The organism is Enterobacter sp. RHBSTW-01064, from assembly GCF_014103035.1.
Classification (GTDB): Bacteria; Pseudomonadota; Gammaproteobacteria; order Enterobacterales; family Enterobacteriaceae; genus Enterobacter; species Enterobacter mori.
Map to the genome: position 1 here is coordinate 165,666 of NZ_JABXOU010000007.1, position 17,039 is coordinate 182,704.

Annotated in this window: 17 protein-coding genes; 13 read left to right on the forward strand and 4 right to left on the reverse strand. The window is 53.2% G+C overall.

Going from position 1 to position 17,039, the window contains the following annotated elements; all coding sequences use genetic code 11:
- Window positions 1-26 precede the first annotated feature (26 nt).
- Window positions 27-605 carry a lipoprotein gene (locus HV355_RS19675; RefSeq protein ID WP_010428101.1) on the reverse strand — a complete coding sequence of 193 codons (579 nt, stop codon included), beginning with the start codon at window positions 603-605 and terminating at the stop codon, window positions 27-29.
- Window positions 606-910: 305 nt separating this feature from the next.
- Between HV355_RS19675 and bolA the strand changes: the two genes are divergently transcribed.
- The 11 genes from bolA (at window position 911) to HV355_RS19730 (ending at window position 11,992) form a co-directional block, all read left to right on the forward strand.
- Window positions 911-1,228, forward strand: a complete 318-nt coding sequence (gene bolA, locus HV355_RS19680; RefSeq protein ID WP_010428102.1) for a transcriptional regulator BolA — start codon at window positions 911-913, stop codon at window positions 1,226-1,228.
- Between the two features lie 330 nt (window positions 1,229-1,558).
- Window positions 1,559-2,857, forward strand: coding sequence for a trigger factor (gene tig, locus HV355_RS19685; protein WP_089599339.1), 1,299 nt, complete (start codon window positions 1,559-1,561; stop codon window positions 2,855-2,857).
- A 259-nt stretch (window positions 2,858-3,116) separates the two neighbouring features.
- On the forward strand, window positions 3,117-3,740 hold the full coding sequence (clpP, locus tag HV355_RS19690; RefSeq protein WP_010428105.1) for an ATP-dependent Clp endopeptidase proteolytic subunit ClpP: 624 nt from the start codon (window positions 3,117-3,119) through the stop codon (window positions 3,738-3,740).
- A 126-nt stretch (window positions 3,741-3,866) separates the two neighbouring features.
- Window positions 3,867-5,141, forward strand: a complete 1,275-nt coding sequence (gene clpX, locus HV355_RS19695; RefSeq protein ID WP_010428107.1) for an ATP-dependent protease ATP-binding subunit ClpX — start codon at window positions 3,867-3,869, stop codon at window positions 5,139-5,141.
- Between the two features lie 183 nt (window positions 5,142-5,324).
- Window positions 5,325-7,679 (forward strand): endopeptidase La, encoded by a 2,355-nt coding sequence (gene lon / locus HV355_RS19700; protein ID WP_148400305.1) that lies wholly within the window; start codon window positions 5,325-5,327, stop codon window positions 7,677-7,679.
- A gap of 211 nt (window positions 7,680-7,890) precedes the next feature.
- Window positions 7,891-8,163 (forward strand): nucleoid-associated protein HU-beta, encoded by a 273-nt coding sequence (gene hupB, locus HV355_RS19705; RefSeq protein WP_010428111.1) that lies wholly within the window; start codon window positions 7,891-7,893, stop codon window positions 8,161-8,163.
- Window positions 8,164-8,375: 212 nt separating this feature from the next.
- Window positions 8,376-10,247, forward strand: a complete 1,872-nt coding sequence (gene ppiD / locus HV355_RS19710) for a peptidylprolyl isomerase (protein ID WP_172701363.1) — start codon at window positions 8,376-8,378, stop codon at window positions 10,245-10,247.
- A 148-nt stretch (window positions 10,248-10,395) separates the two neighbouring features.
- Window positions 10,396-10,776 carry a helix-hairpin-helix domain-containing protein gene (locus HV355_RS19715; protein ID WP_108415716.1) on the forward strand — a complete coding sequence of 127 codons (381 nt, stop codon included), beginning with the start codon at window positions 10,396-10,398 and terminating at the stop codon, window positions 10,774-10,776.
- Between the two features lie 99 nt (window positions 10,777-10,875).
- Window positions 10,876-11,274: a YbgC/FadM family acyl-CoA thioesterase gene (locus tag HV355_RS19720; RefSeq protein WP_025756175.1), complete on the forward strand. Its 399-nt coding sequence runs from the start codon at window positions 10,876-10,878 to the stop codon at window positions 11,272-11,274.
- 48 nt (window positions 11,275-11,322) lie between these two features.
- Complete coding sequence (locus HV355_RS19725; RefSeq protein ID WP_108415717.1) at window positions 11,323-11,676, forward strand: type II toxin-antitoxin system RelE/ParE family toxin; 354 nt, start codon at window positions 11,323-11,325, stop codon at window positions 11,674-11,676.
- Window positions 11,663-11,992 (forward strand): addiction module antidote protein, encoded by a 330-nt coding sequence (locus tag HV355_RS19730; RefSeq protein WP_148400307.1) that lies wholly within the window; start codon window positions 11,663-11,665, stop codon window positions 11,990-11,992. Before HV355_RS19725 ends, HV355_RS19730 begins: the two co-directional genes overlap by 14 nt.
- Window positions 11,993-11,994: 2 nt before the next feature.
- Here HV355_RS19730 and queC read toward each other — a convergent pair whose 3' ends face one another.
- Both queC and HV355_RS19740 read right to left on the reverse strand, forming a co-directional pair.
- Window positions 11,995-12,690, reverse strand: coding sequence for a 7-cyano-7-deazaguanine synthase QueC (gene queC, locus HV355_RS19735; RefSeq protein ID WP_182403116.1), 696 nt, complete (start codon window positions 12,688-12,690; stop codon window positions 11,995-11,997).
- Window positions 12,691-12,756: 66 nt separating this feature from the next.
- The gene (locus tag HV355_RS19740; protein WP_182403118.1) at window positions 12,757-14,457 is read right to left on the reverse strand and encodes an SgrR family transcriptional regulator; all 1,701 of its coding nucleotides are present in this window, start codon (window positions 14,455-14,457) and stop codon (window positions 12,757-12,759) included.
- 102 nt (window positions 14,458-14,559) lie between these two features.
- On the opposite strand from HV355_RS19740, the gene cof reads away from it, so the two are divergent.
- Window positions 14,560-15,378: an HMP-PP phosphatase gene (cof, locus tag HV355_RS19745; RefSeq protein WP_010428126.1), complete on the forward strand. Its 819-nt coding sequence runs from the start codon at window positions 14,560-14,562 to the stop codon at window positions 15,376-15,378.
- 40 nt (window positions 15,379-15,418) lie between these two features.
- On the opposite strand, the gene HV355_RS19750 is transcribed toward cof, so the two are convergent.
- Window positions 15,419-16,465: a PLP-dependent cysteine synthase family protein gene (locus HV355_RS19750; protein ID WP_182403120.1), complete on the reverse strand. Its 1,047-nt coding sequence runs from the start codon at window positions 16,463-16,465 to the stop codon at window positions 15,419-15,421.
- A gap of 115 nt (window positions 16,466-16,580) precedes the next feature.
- Here HV355_RS19750 and HV355_RS19755 point away from each other — a divergent pair, with 115 nt between their 5' ends.
- Window positions 16,581-17,039 carry an Lrp/AsnC family transcriptional regulator gene (locus HV355_RS19755; protein ID WP_010428130.1) on the forward strand — a complete coding sequence of 153 codons (459 nt, stop codon included), beginning with the start codon at window positions 16,581-16,583 and terminating at the stop codon, window positions 17,037-17,039.

A 17,039-nucleotide genomic window follows, 5' to 3' on the forward strand; every position in this document is an offset into this window, starting at 1 on the left:
GCTAAGCGCCGGGTCAGTGCGCAGAATTAACGAGCGTTCTGCTTGATGAAGTCATGAATGCTGGTGTCCTGCGCCATATCGGCGATGGTATCAGTCAGCACGCTGTTTACCGCGTTAGCAATGTTCTGGTTGGATGCCTGGAACGCACCTTCAACAGAGTAGCTGGCGCGGTAATTTTTGGTCATCTTGTTGCCGTTTTTCGCGGTAGCAATGATGGCGATATCCGCTTTGGTCGCGATGTTGTAGCGCACGTTACCCTGGGAGACGTCAGCGTACAGGTTGTTCACGATGATTTGCAGATCAACCGCGCCGCTTGGCCCAATCATATAACCGCGAGAGGTCATCTGCTTCTCGAGCACTTCCTGCAGCAGGAAGCGCAGGTCGCGGGAGGCGGTCAGCGTAACCTGCTGGTTATCGCGGGTCACTTTTGCCAGCGCCTGGTCCTGACGCTGATCGGCACCGTTAATGCTCACGGTCACACCCATCAGGCTTGGATCCTGCTGAGGCAGGGTAATTTTTGGTGACACATCAATAGTCGTTGGCGGGGTTGCGCAGCCTGCCAGCATAAAAAGTGCTACCAACGGAAAGAAGAGTTTTTTTAACATTTTCAGGTTCTCAACGAATCGTAAGCATATAAAGAGAAAAATTGTCGCCATCATAACATCGCTAACGGCGAGGGGAAGTGGTCAACGCATGTAAATTCATCGCCTTGTCCGAAAACTGACCAGTTCACCGTTTTTCTCAATCCGTGTATGACAAAACGTATGAGCCTCACAGTGAACTTCATTCGTTTGAATGAGAAAATCAGACGAAAGCTAAATATTTGTTGTCAAGGTGTAATGGAAACGGTAAAAGCGGCTAACATTTAAAGGGATGGGTGACATCCTGGCGTTGTCGGAGGAGTAATTTCATGATGATACGTGAGCAGATAGAAGATAAATTAAGGGCAGCGTTCAACCCTGTGTTTCTCGAAGTTGTCGACGAAAGCTATCGTCATAACGTACCGGCGGGTTCTGAAAGCCACTTTAAAGTGGTTCTGGTCAGCGATCGTTTCCTGGGAGAGCGTTTCCTGAACCGACATCGCTTGATCTACAGTACCCTGACGGAAGAACTCTCCACAACCGTACATGCGCTGGCGCTGCACACCTACACCATTAAGGAATGGGAAGGCCTGCAGGATACGGTATTCGCATCACCGCCTTGTCGCGGCGCAGGCACCATAGCCTGATAAATCGGATTTGCAACGGTTGGAGCTTTTCCAGTATGTTGCTTGCAGATTTCCTCAAAACGGCCTCCGGGCCGTTTTGTTTTGTCTGAGTTTTGAGCGGATGGTGCGATTTTAAGGCTAAAAATAGCCTTAAAGTGTGAAAAAAGCCGCAGCAACATGCCCCAACCGTTCTCGACTCACCTAAGTGATGCCGCTATAATGCCGCGTCTTATTGAATGTCTTCGGGATGATTCTGGCGACAGGGAATGTGAATCTGCACTAAGAGAGCATCCCGGTAAAACAGACAGATTCAGAGTTGACCGAGCACTGTGATTTTTTTGAGGTAACAAGATGCAAGTTTCAGTTGAAACCACTCAAGGCCTTGGCCGCCGTGTAACGATTACTATCGCTGCTGACAGCATCGAAACTGCTGTGAAAAGCGAGCTGGTCAACGTAGCAAAAAAAGTACGTATTGACGGCTTCCGCAAGGGCAAAGTACCAATGAATGTTGTTGCTCAGCGTTATGGCGCTTCCGTGCGTCAGGATGTGCTGGGTGAACTGATGAGCCGCAACTTTATTGATGCGATCATCAAAGAAAAAATCAATCCGGCCGGCGCGCCGAACTACGTTCCAGGCGAATACAAACTGGGCGAAGACTTCACCTACTCCGTAGAGTTCGAAGTGTACCCAGAAGTTGAGCTGAAAGGTCTGGAGTCTATCGAAGTTGAGAAACCTGTTGTTTCCGTGACTGACGAAGACGTTGACGGCATGCTGGACACCCTGCGCAAGCAGCAGGCGAACTGGAAAGAGAAAGAAGGCGCTGTTGACGCTGAAGACCGCGTTACCATCGACTTCACCGGTTCTGTAGACGGCGAAGAGTTCGAAGGCGGCAAAGCGTCTGACTTCGTACTGGCAATGGGCCAGGGTCGTATGATCCCAGGCTTCGAAGACGGTATCAAAGGCCACAAGGCTGGCGAAGAGTTCACTATCGACGTGACCTTCCCGGAAGAATACCACGCTGAAAACCTGAAAGGTAAAGCAGCGAAGTTCGTCATCAACCTGAAGAAAGTGGAAGAGCGCGAACTGCCAGAACTGACGGAAGAATTCATCAAGCGTTTCGGCGTGGAAGATGGTTCTGTTGCTGGCCTGCGTACCGAAGTGCGTAAGAACATGGAGCGCGAGCTGAACGGCGCTGTGCGTAACCGTGTGAAATCTCAGGCGATTGACGGTCTGGTGAAAGCGAACGACATCGACGTTCCTGCTGCCCTGATCGACAGCGAAATCGACGTACTGCGCCGTCAGGCTGCACAGCGTTTCGGTGGCAACCAGCAGCAAGCGATGGAACTGCCACGCGAGCTGTTCGAAGAGCAAGCGAAACGCCGCGTTGTTGTTGGCCTGCTGCTGGGCGAAGTGATTCGTACCCACGAGCTGAAAGCTGACGAAGAGCGTGTGAAAGGCCTGATCGAAGAGATGGCTTCTGCATACGAAGATCCATCAGAAGTGATCGAGTTCTATGGTAAGAACAAAGAGCTGATGGACAACATGCGCAACGTCGCACTGGAAGAGCAGGCTGTTGAAGCGGTACTGGCGAAAGCTAAAGTGTCCGAGAAAGCGACCTCTTTCAACGAACTGATGAACCAGCAGGCGTAATTTCGCCCCAACGGTTTAAAGTTTGAACAAAAACCCGTTGCCTTTTGGCGACGGGTTTTTTTTATCACACCAATAGCCCAGGAAGAGTGCTAAAACGCCCTTTCAGTGTTAGCGTAACAACAAAAGGTTGTTATGCTTGAAATAGGGCAATGTGAACCCCATAAGTATGGAATCACGATGAATGAGACTGGCTGATAATCCGTCCATAAGGTTACAATCAGTACAGCAGGTGTTTTCAATTTAGATCCAGGAGACGGAAATGTCATACAGTGGCGAACGAGATAACTTTGCACCCCATATGGCTCTGGTGCCAATGGTTATTGAACAGACCTCACGTGGTGAGCGTTCTTTTGATATCTATTCCCGTCTGCTCAAGGAACGCGTTATCTTTCTGACCGGCCAGGTGGAAGACCACATGGCTAACCTGATCGTGGCGCAGATGCTGTTTCTGGAAGCGGAAAACCCAGAAAAAGACATTTACCTGTACATTAACTCCCCTGGTGGCGTGATTACCGCAGGTATGTCCATTTATGACACCATGCAATTCATCAAGCCTGATGTAAGCACTATCTGTATGGGTCAGGCTGCATCTATGGGCGCATTCCTGTTAACTGCAGGGGCGAAGGGTAAGCGTTTCTGCCTGCCTAATTCCCGCGTGATGATTCACCAGCCACTGGGTGGTTACCAGGGCCAGGCGACGGATATCGAAATCCACGCCCGAGAAATTCTGAAAGTTAAAGCGCGCATGAATGAACTTATGGCGCAGCATACGGGTCAACCACTCGAGCAGATCGAGCGCGATACCGAGCGCGATCGCTTCCTCTCTGCTCCAGAGGCAGTTGAGTACGGCTTAGTCGACTCCGTGTTAACCCATCGTAATTGATGCCCGCGACGCGAGTGTGCCGCTATACTAAAGTAGGGCGGCACGCTGCTTTAAGCAGCTTGCGTCTGAGATTGGCATTTGCGTCGTCATGTGCGGCACAAAGAACTTAAAAAGAGGTTTGGACTCATGACAGATAAACGCAAAGATGGTTCGGGCAAACTGCTGTACTGCTCTTTTTGCGGCAAAAGCCAGCATGAAGTGCGTAAACTGATTGCCGGGCCGTCCGTGTATATCTGCGATGAATGTGTCGATTTATGTAACGACATCATTCGCGAAGAGATTAAAGAAGTTGCGCCACACCGTGAGCGTAGCGCGTTGCCAACGCCGCATGAAATTCGTCATCACCTTGACGACTACGTCATCGGCCAGGAGCAGGCCAAGAAAGTGCTGGCAGTGGCGGTATACAACCACTACAAACGTCTGCGTAACGGCGATACCAGTAACGGTGTGGAACTGGGCAAAAGCAACATTCTGCTGATTGGCCCAACCGGCTCCGGTAAAACGCTGCTGGCCGAAACGCTGGCGCGTCTGCTGGATGTTCCGTTTACCATGGCTGATGCCACCACCCTGACCGAAGCCGGTTATGTGGGTGAAGACGTTGAAAACATCATCCAGAAACTGCTGCAGAAGTGCGACTACGACGTACAGAAAGCGCAGCGCGGGATTGTCTACATCGATGAGATTGACAAGATCTCCCGTAAGTCTGACAACCCGTCCATCACCCGTGACGTATCGGGCGAAGGCGTGCAGCAGGCGCTGTTGAAATTGATCGAAGGTACGGTTGCCGCCGTTCCACCGCAGGGCGGTCGTAAACATCCGCAGCAGGAGTTCCTGCAGGTTGATACCTCCAAAATCCTGTTTATCTGCGGCGGTGCGTTTGCAGGCCTTGATAAAGTGATCTCTCACCGTGTTGAAACTGGCTCCGGCATTGGTTTTGGCGCGACGGTGAAATCCACCTCCGAAAAACCAAACGAAGGTGAGCTGCTGTCACAGGTTGAGCCGGAAGATCTGATCAAATTTGGTCTTATCCCTGAGTTCATTGGTCGTCTGCCGGTTGTGGCAACGCTGAATGAACTGAGCGAAGACGCGCTGATCCAGATCCTGAAAGAGCCGAAAAACGCGCTGACCAAGCAGTATCAGGCGCTGTTCAATCTGGAAGGCGTTGAGCTGGAATTCCGTGACGAAGCGTTGGACGCGATCGCCAAGAAAGCAATGGTCCGTAAAACCGGCGCGCGTGGCCTGCGTTCTATCGTTGAAGCAGCACTGCTCGACACCATGTACGACCTACCGTCCATGGAAGATGTCGAAAAAGTGGTTATCGACGAGTCCGTTATCGGCGGGCAGACCAAGCCGCTGCTGATTTACGGCAAACCGGAAGCTCAGCAGGCATCTGGCGAATAATTCACCAAATCATACAAGCAGTTATTCAAAAAGGGGGGATTTTATCTCCCCTTTACTTTTTCCGTATTCATGGCGTTGAATGTGTGGGAAACATCCCCATATACTGGTTACATGTTAATGGTTGTGTGAAGCACAGTGACATAACCAGTTTACCTGGCGGACACTAAACTAAGAGAGAGCTCTATGAATCCTGAGCGTTCTGAACGCATTGAAATCCCCGTATTGCCGTTGCGCGATGTGGTGGTTTATCCGCACATGGTCATACCCTTATTTGTAGGGCGGGAAAAATCTATCCGTTGCCTCGAAGCCGCCATGGATCATGATAAAAAAATCATGCTGGTGGCGCAGAAAGAAGCATCAACGGATGAGCCGGGTGTAAACGATCTTTTCACCGTCGGGACCGTGGCCTCTATTTTGCAGATGCTGAAGCTGCCTGACGGCACCGTGAAGGTGCTGGTAGAAGGCCTGCAGCGTGCGCGTATTACCACTTTGTCAGACGATGGCGAACACTTCTCTGCCAAGGCAGAGTACCTTGATTCGCCTGAGCTTGATGAGCGCGAGCAGGAAGTGCTGGTGCGCACCGCGATTAGCCAGTTTGAAGGCTATATCAAGCTGAACAAGAAAATCCCACCAGAAGTGCTAACGTCGCTGAACAGCATCGACGATCCTGCGCGTCTGGCGGACACCATCGCTGCCCATATGCCGCTGAAGCTGGCTGACAAACAGTCCGTGCTGGAAATGTCCGACGTTAACGAACGTCTGGAATACCTGATGGCGATGATGGAATCTGAAATCGATCTGCTGCAGGTTGAGAAGCGTATTCGCAACCGCGTGAAAAAGCAGATGGAGAAATCTCAGCGTGAGTACTATCTGAATGAGCAAATGAAGGCCATTCAGAAAGAGCTGGGCGAGATGGACGACGCGCCGGACGAAAACGAAGCGCTGAAGCGTAAGATCGACGCGGCGAAGATGCCGAAAGAGGCGAAAGAGAAAGCGGAAGCCGAGCTGCAGAAGCTGAAAATGATGTCTCCAATGTCGGCTGAAGCGACCGTCGTGCGCGGCTACATTGAGTGGATGGTACAGGTTCCGTGGAACGCCCGCAGCAAGGTCAAAAAAGATCTGCGTCAGGCGCAGGAGATCCTGGATACCGACCACTACGGCCTGGAGCGCGTGAAAGACCGCATTCTTGAGTACCTCGCGGTACAAAGCCGTGTGAACAAAATCAAAGGCCCAATCCTGTGTCTGGTAGGGCCGCCAGGGGTAGGTAAAACCTCTCTGGGTCAGTCCATCGCCAAAGCGACCGGACGTAAGTATATCCGCATGGCGCTGGGTGGCGTACGCGATGAAGCGGAAATCCGCGGTCACCGCCGTACCTACATCGGTTCAATGCCGGGTAAACTGATCCAGAAGATGGCGAAAGTGGGCGTTAAAAACCCGCTGTTCCTGCTCGATGAGATCGACAAAATGTCGTCAGACATGCGTGGCGATCCGGCGTCTGCGCTGCTGGAAGTGCTTGATCCAGAACAGAACGTGGCGTTCAGCGATCACTACCTGGAAGTGGACTACGATCTGAGCGATGTGATGTTCGTGGCGACGTCCAACTCCATGAACATTCCGGCCCCGCTGCTGGACCGTATGGAAGTGATCCGTCTCTCCGGCTATACCGAAGACGAAAAGCTGAACATTGCGAAACAGCACCTGTTGCCGAAGCAGATTGAGCGTAACGCGCTGAAAGCGAACGAGCTGACCGTTGAGGACAGCGCGATTGTTGGCATCATCCGCTACTACACCCGTGAAGCGGGCGTGCGTAGCCTTGAGCGTGAAATTTCTAAACTGTGCCGTAAGGCGGTGAAACAGCTGCTGCTGGATAAGAGCCTGAAACACATCTCGATTAACGGCGACAATCTGCACGCCTACCTGGGCGTACAGCGCTTTGATTACGGTCGCGCAGACAATGAAAACCGCGTTGGTCAGGTGACTGGTCTGGCATGGACGGAAGTGGGTGGCGATCTGCTGACCATCGAAACCGCCTGCGTGCCGGGCAAAGGCAAGCTGACCTACACCGGCTCGCTGGGTGAAGTGATGCAGGAGTCTATTCAGGCGGCATTGACCGTGGTGCGCGCGCGCGCGGAAAAACTGGGCATTAACGCGGATTTCTACGAAAAACGCGACATTCACGTTCACGTTCCGGAAGGGGCGACGCCGAAAGATGGCCCAAGTGCGGGTATTGCTATGTGTACCGCACTGGTTTCTTGTCTGACAGGCAACCCGGTGCGTGCCGACGTGGCGATGACCGGTGAAATTACCCTGCGTGGTCAGGTACTGCCAATCGGTGGATTGAAAGAAAAACTGCTGGCGGCACATCGTGGTGGGATCAAAACCGTATTGATTCCTTACGAAAATAAACGCGATCTGGAAGAGATTCCGGACAACGTGATTGCCGATCTGCAGATCCATCCGGTGAAACGCATTGAGGAAGTACTTAGTCTCGCACTGCAGAATGAACCCTCCGGAATGCAGGTTGTAACCGCAAAATAGTGACCTCGCGCAAAGAGCGTCAATAAAAACAAGGCTGGTAAGTCATTTCGCACTTGCCAGCCTTTTTTTGTATAGCTAATTTAGATTGCTGATTGGGTTAGCCATCAACAACGGGTGTTGTAAGGTCATGGCAGGCCTGATATAACTGCTGCGCGGTCGCGCTGTGAAGGATTCAGGTGCGATATAAATTATAAAAGAGAGGAAGAGAACAGTGAATAAATCTCAACTGATTGACAAAATTGCTGCTGGTGCTGATATTTCTAAAGCTGCAGCTGGACGTGCGTTAGATGCATTAATTGCTTCTGTTACTGAATCTCTGCAGTCTGGGGACGACGTTGCGCTGGTAGGCTTCGGTACTTTTGCTGTTAAAGAGCGTGCTGCCCGTACTGGCCGCAACCCTCAAACCGGTAAAGAGATCACCATTGCTGCCGCTAAAGTGCCGGGTTTCCGTGCAGGTAAAGCGCTGAAAGACGCAGTAAACTGATTGCTTTCCCGCTTCAGGGAAGCCGAAAAGTACAAGGGCGCATCATTTGATGTGCCTTTTTTGTTTGTCCAGACCTGATTTGTGCGAGTTTATGCGAGTTGTGGGCTGACAATCGCCCCGTTTTCTTGTCACAATACGCCTTTACGCGCGACGGTAAGGATTTTCCGTCAGCGTCAGGTAACCAGTCACCTACAGCGGAGTGTTGTTACACCATGATGGACAGCTTACGCACGGCTGCTAACAGTCTCGTGCTCAAGATTATTTTCGGTATCATTATCGTGTCGTTCATTTTGACCGGCGTGAGCAGTTACCTTATCGGCGGTGGCGCGAACTATGCCGCAAAAGTGAACGGCCAGGAGATCAGCCGTGGGCAGTTCGAGAACGCTTTCGCCGGTGAACGTAACCGTATGCAGCAACAGCTGGGCGATCAATTCTCTGAACTGGCAGCGAACGAAGGCTATATGAAAACCTTGCGTCAGCAGACACTCAATCGCCTTATCGATGAAGCGTTGCTGGACCAGTATGCGAAGGGACTGGGTCTGGGCATTAGCGATGAGCAGGTCAAAAAAGCTATCTTCTCAACCCCGGCATTCCAGTCTAACGGCAAATTCGACAACGCCCGTTACAACAGCATCGTAAACCAGATGGGCATGACTGCCGATCAGTACGCGCAGGCGCTGCGTAACCAGCTGACCACTCAGCAGCTCATCAATGCCGTTGTAGGCACCGATTTCATGCTCAAAGGTGAAACCGACGAACTGGCTGCGCTGGTGGCTCAGCAGCGTGTCGTGCGTGAAGCGACAATCGATGTGAATGCGCTGGCGGCAAAGCAGCAGGTGAGCGACGCAGAAGTTAACGCTTACTACGAGCAGAACAAGAACACTTTCGTTGCGCCTGAGCAGTTCCGCGTGAGCTACATCAAACTGGATGCGGCTGCGCTGCAGGAAACCGCGTCTGACGCGGAAATCCAGTCTTACTACGACCAGCATCAGGATCAGTTCACTCAGCCGCAGCGTAACCGCTACAGCGTGATTCAGACTAAGACCGAGGCAGATGCCAAAGCCGTGCTGGACGAGCTGAACAAAGGCGCTGATTTCGCGACCGTCGCGAAAGCAAAATCCACCGACATTATCTCTGCGAAAAACGGCGGTGATATGGGCTGGCTGGAAGATGCGACCACGCCGGACGAGCTGAAAAATGCCGGTCTGAAAGAGAAAGGCCAGCTGTCAGGCGTCGTTAAGTCTTCCGTTGGTTTCCTGGTCGTGCGTCTGGACGACATCACCGCGGCAAAAACCAAGCCGCTGGCTGACGTTCGCGATGATATCGCGGCGAAAGTGAAACAGGAAAAAGCGCTGGATGCTTATTACGCACTGCAGCAGAAAGTGAGCGATGCGGCGAGCAACGACAATGAATCTCTGGCAGGTGCAGAGCAGGCGGCAGGTGTCAAAGCGGTTGAAACAGGCTGGTTTGGACGCGACAACCTGCCGGAAGAGCTGAACTTCAAGCCGGTTTCTGACGCCATCTTCAACGGTGGTCTGGTGGGCGAGAACGGCACGCCGGGCAGCAACTCTGACATCATTACCGTTGACGGTGACCGTGCATTCGTTCTGCGTGTCAGTGAGCACAAAGCGGAAGCCGTTAAGCCGCTGGCGGAAGTGAAAGATCAGGTTGTTGCGCAGGTTAAGCACAACAAAGCTGAGCAGCAGGCAAAACTGGATGCTGAGAAGATCCTGGTTGACCTGAAAGCAGGTAAAGAGGACGCGCTGAAAGCCGCTGGCCTGAGCTTCGGTGAGGCGAAAACGCTGAGCCGTACCGGTCAGGACCCAATCAGCCAGGCCGCGTTTGGTCTGACGCTGCCTGCGAAGGATAAACCAAGCTTTGGCACCACAACCGATATGCAGGGTAACGTCGTTCTGCTGGCGCTGGATGAAGTGAAAGCGGGCACGCTGCCAGAAGCGCAGAAGAAAGCGATGGTTCAGGGGATTACCCAGAATAATGCCCAGATTGCCTTCGAAGCCATGATGAGCAATCTGCGTAAAGAAGCAAAAATCAAGCTGGGTGATGTGATGACTCAGCAGCAGTAATTACGAGTCTGCTCGCAGATTTTCGTAACGCTCTGCAAAAACTAAAGGCCGCTTTCGCGGCCTTTTCCATTTCTGCAATCTGCTGTTTGCGCCCGTTTTACCCGGCGGCTATCGTGACGTGGCTGTCAACAAACAAGGAGATAACAGCATGAAACGTGGAATCAAAGCACTGTTAATTACGCTGGCCATTGCCACCACCGGGATGAGCGCGGGCGCGCTGGCGGTGACGCCCGCCGCTAAACCGCAGGCTACGCAGAGCAAGTCTGACGCGGCAGCGCCGGTGCAGGGGCAAACCAAAGCGACTGACGTCGGTAAAAATACCGATGATGACGGTACGCGGGTCAGCATCAATTCGGCCTCTGCGGAAGACCTCGCCCGCGTCATGAATGGCGTCGGCCTGAAAAAAGCGCAGGCTATCGTCAGCTACCGCGAAGAGTATGGTCCTTTCAAAACGGTCGACGATCTCAAACAGGTACCGGGAATGGGGAGCGCGCTGGTTGAGCGCAACCTCTCACACCTGACGTTGTAATTACGCAATTTCTTGCACTGCGGCCAAATTTTGCCAGGATAAAGAGGTCATACCAGTTATGACCTCTCCTCCTACAATAACAGTAAAGGCTATTGTGCTATGCAGACAAAAATCAAAGTACGCGGCTTCCATCTCGACGTTTACCAGCACGTGAACAACGCCCGCTATCTTGAGTTTCTTGAAGAGGCGCGCTGGGACGGGCTGGAAAACAGCGAAAGCTTTCAGTGGCTGACCGCGCACAACATCGCGTTCGTGGTCGTCAATATCAACATCAACTACCGCCGTCCTGCCGTGCTAGGGGATGTGCTGACCGTCACCAGTCAGGTTCAGCAGCTAAACGGTAAAAGCGGGGTATTGAGCCAGGTGGTGACACTGGACCCTGAAGGGCAGGTGGTAGCTGATGCGCTGATCACCTTTGTCTGTATCGATCTGAAAACGCAGAAAGCGCTGCCGCTGGAAGGGGAGTTGCGAGAAAAGCTGGAACTGATGATCGCGTAGAAAGTTTGTCTTTTATAAAAGACAAAAGGATTTTTCAGGGATAGAATAATGGACAGGGACTACGTTGTTGAACGTTACCGGACCCGTGACGGAAAAATTCCGTTCGAGGAGTGGGTAGCAAGGATGAGGCGTAAGGATCCGGAGACCGTTTTACGGATCCTTATGCGTATTAACCGCGCAATAAAACGTAATTTTGGAGATTACAAATACCTTAGAGAAGGTGTTTGGGAGATGCGAATTGATAGTGGTCCCGGTTACAGGATCTATTTTGCCGTAGAGCATCAGAGGGTCTTGTTGTTACTCATCGGGGGTGACAAGAAGAGTCAAAGAGAAGATGTTAAACAGGCGGTAGATTACTTGAAAGATCATCTATCGAAAGGAAAAACAGATGAGCACCTCTAAACGACAATATTCAAGTTCTGTCAGTCATCACGATGCGGTTGTGAAAATGCTTCGTGAGAACCCTTCCTATGCTCAACTTTACCTGCAAATAGCACTGGAAGAAATTTATGAAGATCAGGGGATCCCTGCCTATCTCATTGCACTCCGTCAGGTCATCGAATCCCGCGGCGGCATAGGTGAAATCGCTGCCAAAGCAGGTCTGTCCCGTCAGCAGCTATACCGAACCTTGTCTGATAACGGCAACCCAACGCTGACGACGTTAATGAAAGTTACGCGTGCTGCCGGCGTAAAACTGTTCGACAGCACGGTCAAGTAACCCTATTTAAGCCCGGTTTTTTTTTGCATCGCGGCCATCACGCCGACTTTATCGGAAAGATAATGATTCAGCCCGTTAGCGCGCAGGTTACAGGCGGCACACTGGCCGCAACCGTCGCCTTTGATGCCGTTATAGCAGGTGAGGGTTTCGCTGCGAACCAGGTCCAGCTTGCCCCAGTAGTCCGCCAGCGCCCAGGTTTCGGCTTTATCCAGCCACATGAGCGGGGTTTCAAAGCGCGTCTCTTTCGCCATCCCCAGATTGACGGCGTGGTTTAACGCTTTCACAAACTCGTCGCGACAGTCCGGGTAGCCGGAGAAGTCGGTCTCGCACACGCCCGTGATCACCGCTTCGGCTTTTACCTGGTAAGCGTAGATCGCCGTCAGGGTCAGGAAGAGGATATTACGACCCGGCACGAAGGTATTCGGAATGCCGCTGGCATCGGGTTCGTAGTCCGGGACGGGAATACTGTCCCGGGTGAGGCTGCTCACGGCCAGTTCATTTAACAGCGTAACGTCCAGCACCTTGTGCGCGCGTGCGCCCAGTTTCAGAGCCAGTTCACGGGCCACGTCGATTTCAGCGCGGTGGCGCTGACCATAATCGAAAGTCACGCAGTGAACTTCATCGTACTGATGAAGAGCCTGAACCAGGCAGGTAGTGGAATCTTGTCCTCCGCTGAACACGACGACGGCACGTTTCATAAATCATCTCGACAGTTACGGTAAAAACAGTATGTTAACGCCTGACTTCAGCGCCGACCAGCTTCTTCACGATTTGGGGGCAGGAAGCCAGGCTTCGGTGAAATCAAACCAGCCACGGGTATTAAGCCGGATACCGTTAACGCCCGGTGGGGCGCTGATTTGATACTGGTAGTTAAATAGCGGTGTAATCACCGCATTTTCCATAAGCTGGCTAAAAATGGCTTTCAGGCCAGCATGCCGCGCCAGTTCATCGGGCTGGGTCTGAACCGCATCCAGCGTGGCTTGTAGATGAGCAAACTGCGGCGCGCTTAACAGGTGCGGCCAAAGCGCATCACAGCGTAGCCACTGCTCAAGCGTATACTCTGGCGCTTCCCCAATCAGCCTGTCACCCATCATGATATCCGCCTCTGCCAGTCGCTGGCATCCGTCCCATGTTTTGGCATCGTGAAAAATGACCCTAAGCTCGCAGCCTTGTTGGGCAAGGTACTGCTTCAGCTGGTTTGCCATGGTGTGGAGTTCAACCGGCAGATGATAAATCAGCGTCAATGTTTCAGGCAGACGAACATCCGTTAAATCAGGCCACTGCGGTATATCCCAGCCGGGCAGGAGTTCTGCCGTTGGCGTGATTAAACCCTCATTCAACGGCAGCGTGTGCAGCAGCGTTGAGAGATGGATGATATTGATCAGCCGTTGTGCCTGCATTTTGTTCAGGCGTGGGCTGTGCTTCAGCGTGAGATAACAAAACCCCAGGCTGGTACTGCTGCTCACCAGCCGCAGGTTTTCCAGTTCATCAAGCTCGCCAATGGCGATTTGTACCGGATGACGACAGCTGGTGCCAAGTCCGTAGTCAAACAGCGTCGGCGTGATCCAGTATTCAATCGCTTTCAGCAGCGGGTGGCTAAGATGGTGCTGCTCGTGGCTTTCCAGACGAACCAATTCAGGATCGAACACGCTCAGTTTGAAAGGACCGCTACCCGTCATGGGCTGGTCGGGATGGGCGAGGCGACTGCAGTATGTCGCCAGGCGGTGCGCAAGCCAGTGATCAGGCTGATGGAGGGTAAATGTCAGACACTGCGGGTGGGTGACGTCAATGCGTAATACGCTCTGAAACAGCTTACGCAGGGCTGGCAGCGCCAGCAGCGCCGTCAGGCTTCGCTGAAGCTGTGCCGTCTCGATTTTATCGCCGTTATGCCAGTGCAGGGTGGAACGGATGTAAAAGTGCCACCGCAGGCCGTCCGCCGAGACCTCCCAGTGGTGCGCCAGATCCCCCGTCGGTTCGCTGCTGCTGCCGTGAAAACGCGTCAGTCCGGAGAAAACGTGCCCGGCCAGATGCTGCTCCGCCCGGCCGGGTAGAAAACCGGGATGAAGGGGATCCAGCGAGCGGTAGTAGGGGATACGCAGCGTCGGCGTATCGTTTTGCCAGTGTCCACCCAGAAATGGATGCAGCAGCGCACGTAAATCCTCAGGCGCGAGCTGAGCCAGTTCGAGAGCGTTATGCTGCTGCCCGCTTTTCAGCGCCTCTTCCATCATTACGTTGCGCAGCGATTCCGGGGTGACGTGAAACGTCAGCTCACCGCGCTTTCCGCGGCCAGACTGCGCGCGCCAGCTGAGCCACCCTGCCTCCTGAGCCTGACGCAGCAGCGTTCGGACATGCCGCTCGCTACAAAAACAGCGGGCGGCCAACTCGCTGATAGTGACCTGTTGTATTGCACCCTCGGAAGGTTGCCACAGTCGCTGATACTGATTAAGACGATTAAGCTGGCGCATAAGAAACCCGGAACAATAATTATCATCTATTCACTATTACTTCCGTATATCTCACACGATACTGATACACAAGTTAATCGCATCACATTTTCAGGAGTAATCATGGCCCGGCTCGCTGCATTTGATATGGACGGCACGCTGTTAATGCCGGATCACCGTCTGGGGGAGAAAACCCTGAGTACCCTGAAGCGCCTGCGCGAGCGTGATGTCACCCTGACGTTTGCCACCGGTCGTCATGTGCTGGAGATGCGCCATTTGTTGGGCGCGTTTTCCCTCGACGCCTTTCTGATCACCGGCAACGGGACGCGAATTCACTCCGTGGAAGGCGATGTGCTGCACCGACAGGATCTCAACCCTGAAGTGGCGGATATCGTGCTGCACAGCACTTGGGATACGCAGGCCAGCATCCACGTCTTTAACGATGGGGGCTGGTTTACCGGCAGCGAAATCCCGGAATTACTGCACGCGCATGTTTACAGCGGCTTTAAATACCAGCTTATCGATCTGCGACGGATCCCCGCCCATGCGGTCACCAAGATCTGCTTTTGCGGCGATCATGACGATCTCTGTCGCTTACGGATTCAGCTGAATGAGGCGCTGGGCGACCGGGCGCATCTGACCTTCTCGGCGGTGGATTGTCTGGAAGTGCTGCCGGTGGGCTGTAACAAAGGTTCAGCCCTGGCGGTTCTGAGCGACCACCTGGGCTTAACGATGCAGGATTGCATGGCGTTTGGCGACGCCATGAACGACCGCGAGATGCTGGGCAGCGTCGGTCGCGGTCTGATCATGGGGAACGCGATGGCGCAGCTAAAAGCAGAACTTCCCCATCTGCCGGTTATCGGACACTGCGGCAATGAAGCGGTGTCCCATTTTTTGACGCATTGGCTGGACAACAACAACCTCCCGTATTCCCCCGAATAGTGAGACCCTTCCAGCAAGCCAGACTTCGGTCTGGCTTTTTTTATTTCACCAGCTCTGCAATCTGCGCTTTCCACGGGGCGATATCGCCGATGTTGGCCTGCACCCACTCCGCGTTGTAGTAGGTCTCGAGATAACGCTCGCCGCTGTCGCAGAGCAGCGTGACGATGGAACCGGTGCGGCCCTCTTCGCGCATGCGTGCGGCAAGCTGCAGTGCGCCCCACATATTGGTGCCCGTCGACGCGCCCACTTTGCGGCCAAGCTGCGTCTCCAGCCAGTGCGCCGTTGCCACGCTTGCGGCATCCGGCACGCGCATCATCTCATCCACGACGTCGGGAATGAAAGAGGGTTCCACGCGCGGGCGACCAATCCCTTCAATTTTACTGCCCACCGGGCTACGCAGTTCGGCGTTACGGTTTTGCCAGTAGTCGAGGAACACGGAGTTCTGGGGGTCAACCACCATCAGCTGGGTATCGTAGCCCTGACAGCGGATGTAGCGGCCGATAGTGGCAGACGTGCCGCCCGTACCGGCGCTCATTACAATGTACGACGGAACCGGGTGCGGCTCGTGGGTCATCTGGCGGAAAATACTGTCGGCAATGTTGTTATTGCCGCGCCAGTCGGTGGCTCGCTCGGCGAAGGTGAACTGGTCCATATAGTGGCCGTTCAGCTCGCGCGCCAGCATTTCAGAGGCGGCGTAGATTTCGCAGGCGCTTTCCACAAAGTGGCAGCGCCCGCCGTAAAATTCGATCTGTTCGATTTTGCGTTTTGCAGTGCAGGACGGCATGACGGCGATAAACGGCAGGCCCAGCAGTCGGGCGAAATAGGCTTCGGACACCGCTGTGGAACCGGACGAGGATTCAATAATCGTCGTGCCTTCTTTAATCCAGCCGTTACATAAACCGTATAAGAACAGGGAACGTGCCAGACGATGCTTCAGGCTACCGGTAGGATGAGTGCTTTCGTCTTTCAGATAGAGCTGAATGCCGTTAAATCCCGGCAGGGAAAGGCGAATCAGGTGCGTATCCGCCGAGCGCTGATAGTCGGCATTGATTTCGCTGATCGCATGTTTAACCCAGGTGCTATTCATCGTAGTTATCCGTTTGTCATTTTGTGCCTAGCATAGCGAAAAGCACAGAAAAAATTGTTGCTATCTGGCCTTTAAAATAGAATGTAGGGAGAAAAATTTTCTCTGCGAGGTGGGTATGCTAGATAAAATTGACCGCAAGCTGCTTTCATTGTTGCAAACGGACTGCACCCTCTCTTTGCAGGCGTTAGCAGATGCCGTTAATCTGACCACCACACCGTGCTGGAAACGCCTCAAGAAGCTGGAAGATGACGGCGTGCTGCTGGGCCGTGTGGCGTTATTAGATCCCGAAAAACTGGGGCTTGGACTGACGGCCTTTGTCCTGATAAAAACGCAGCACCACAGCAGCGAATGGTATTGCCGCTTTGTCACTCAGGTTTCTGAGATGCCCGAGGTGCTCGGCTTCTGGCGAATGGCGGGAGAATACGATTACCTGATGCGCGTCCAGGTGGCCGACATGAAGCGCTATGATGATTTCTACAAGCGGCTGGTCAACAGCGTACCGGGCTTGTCGGATGTCACCTCAAGCTTCGCGATGGAACAGATAAAATACACCACAGCATTACCCATTGAATAA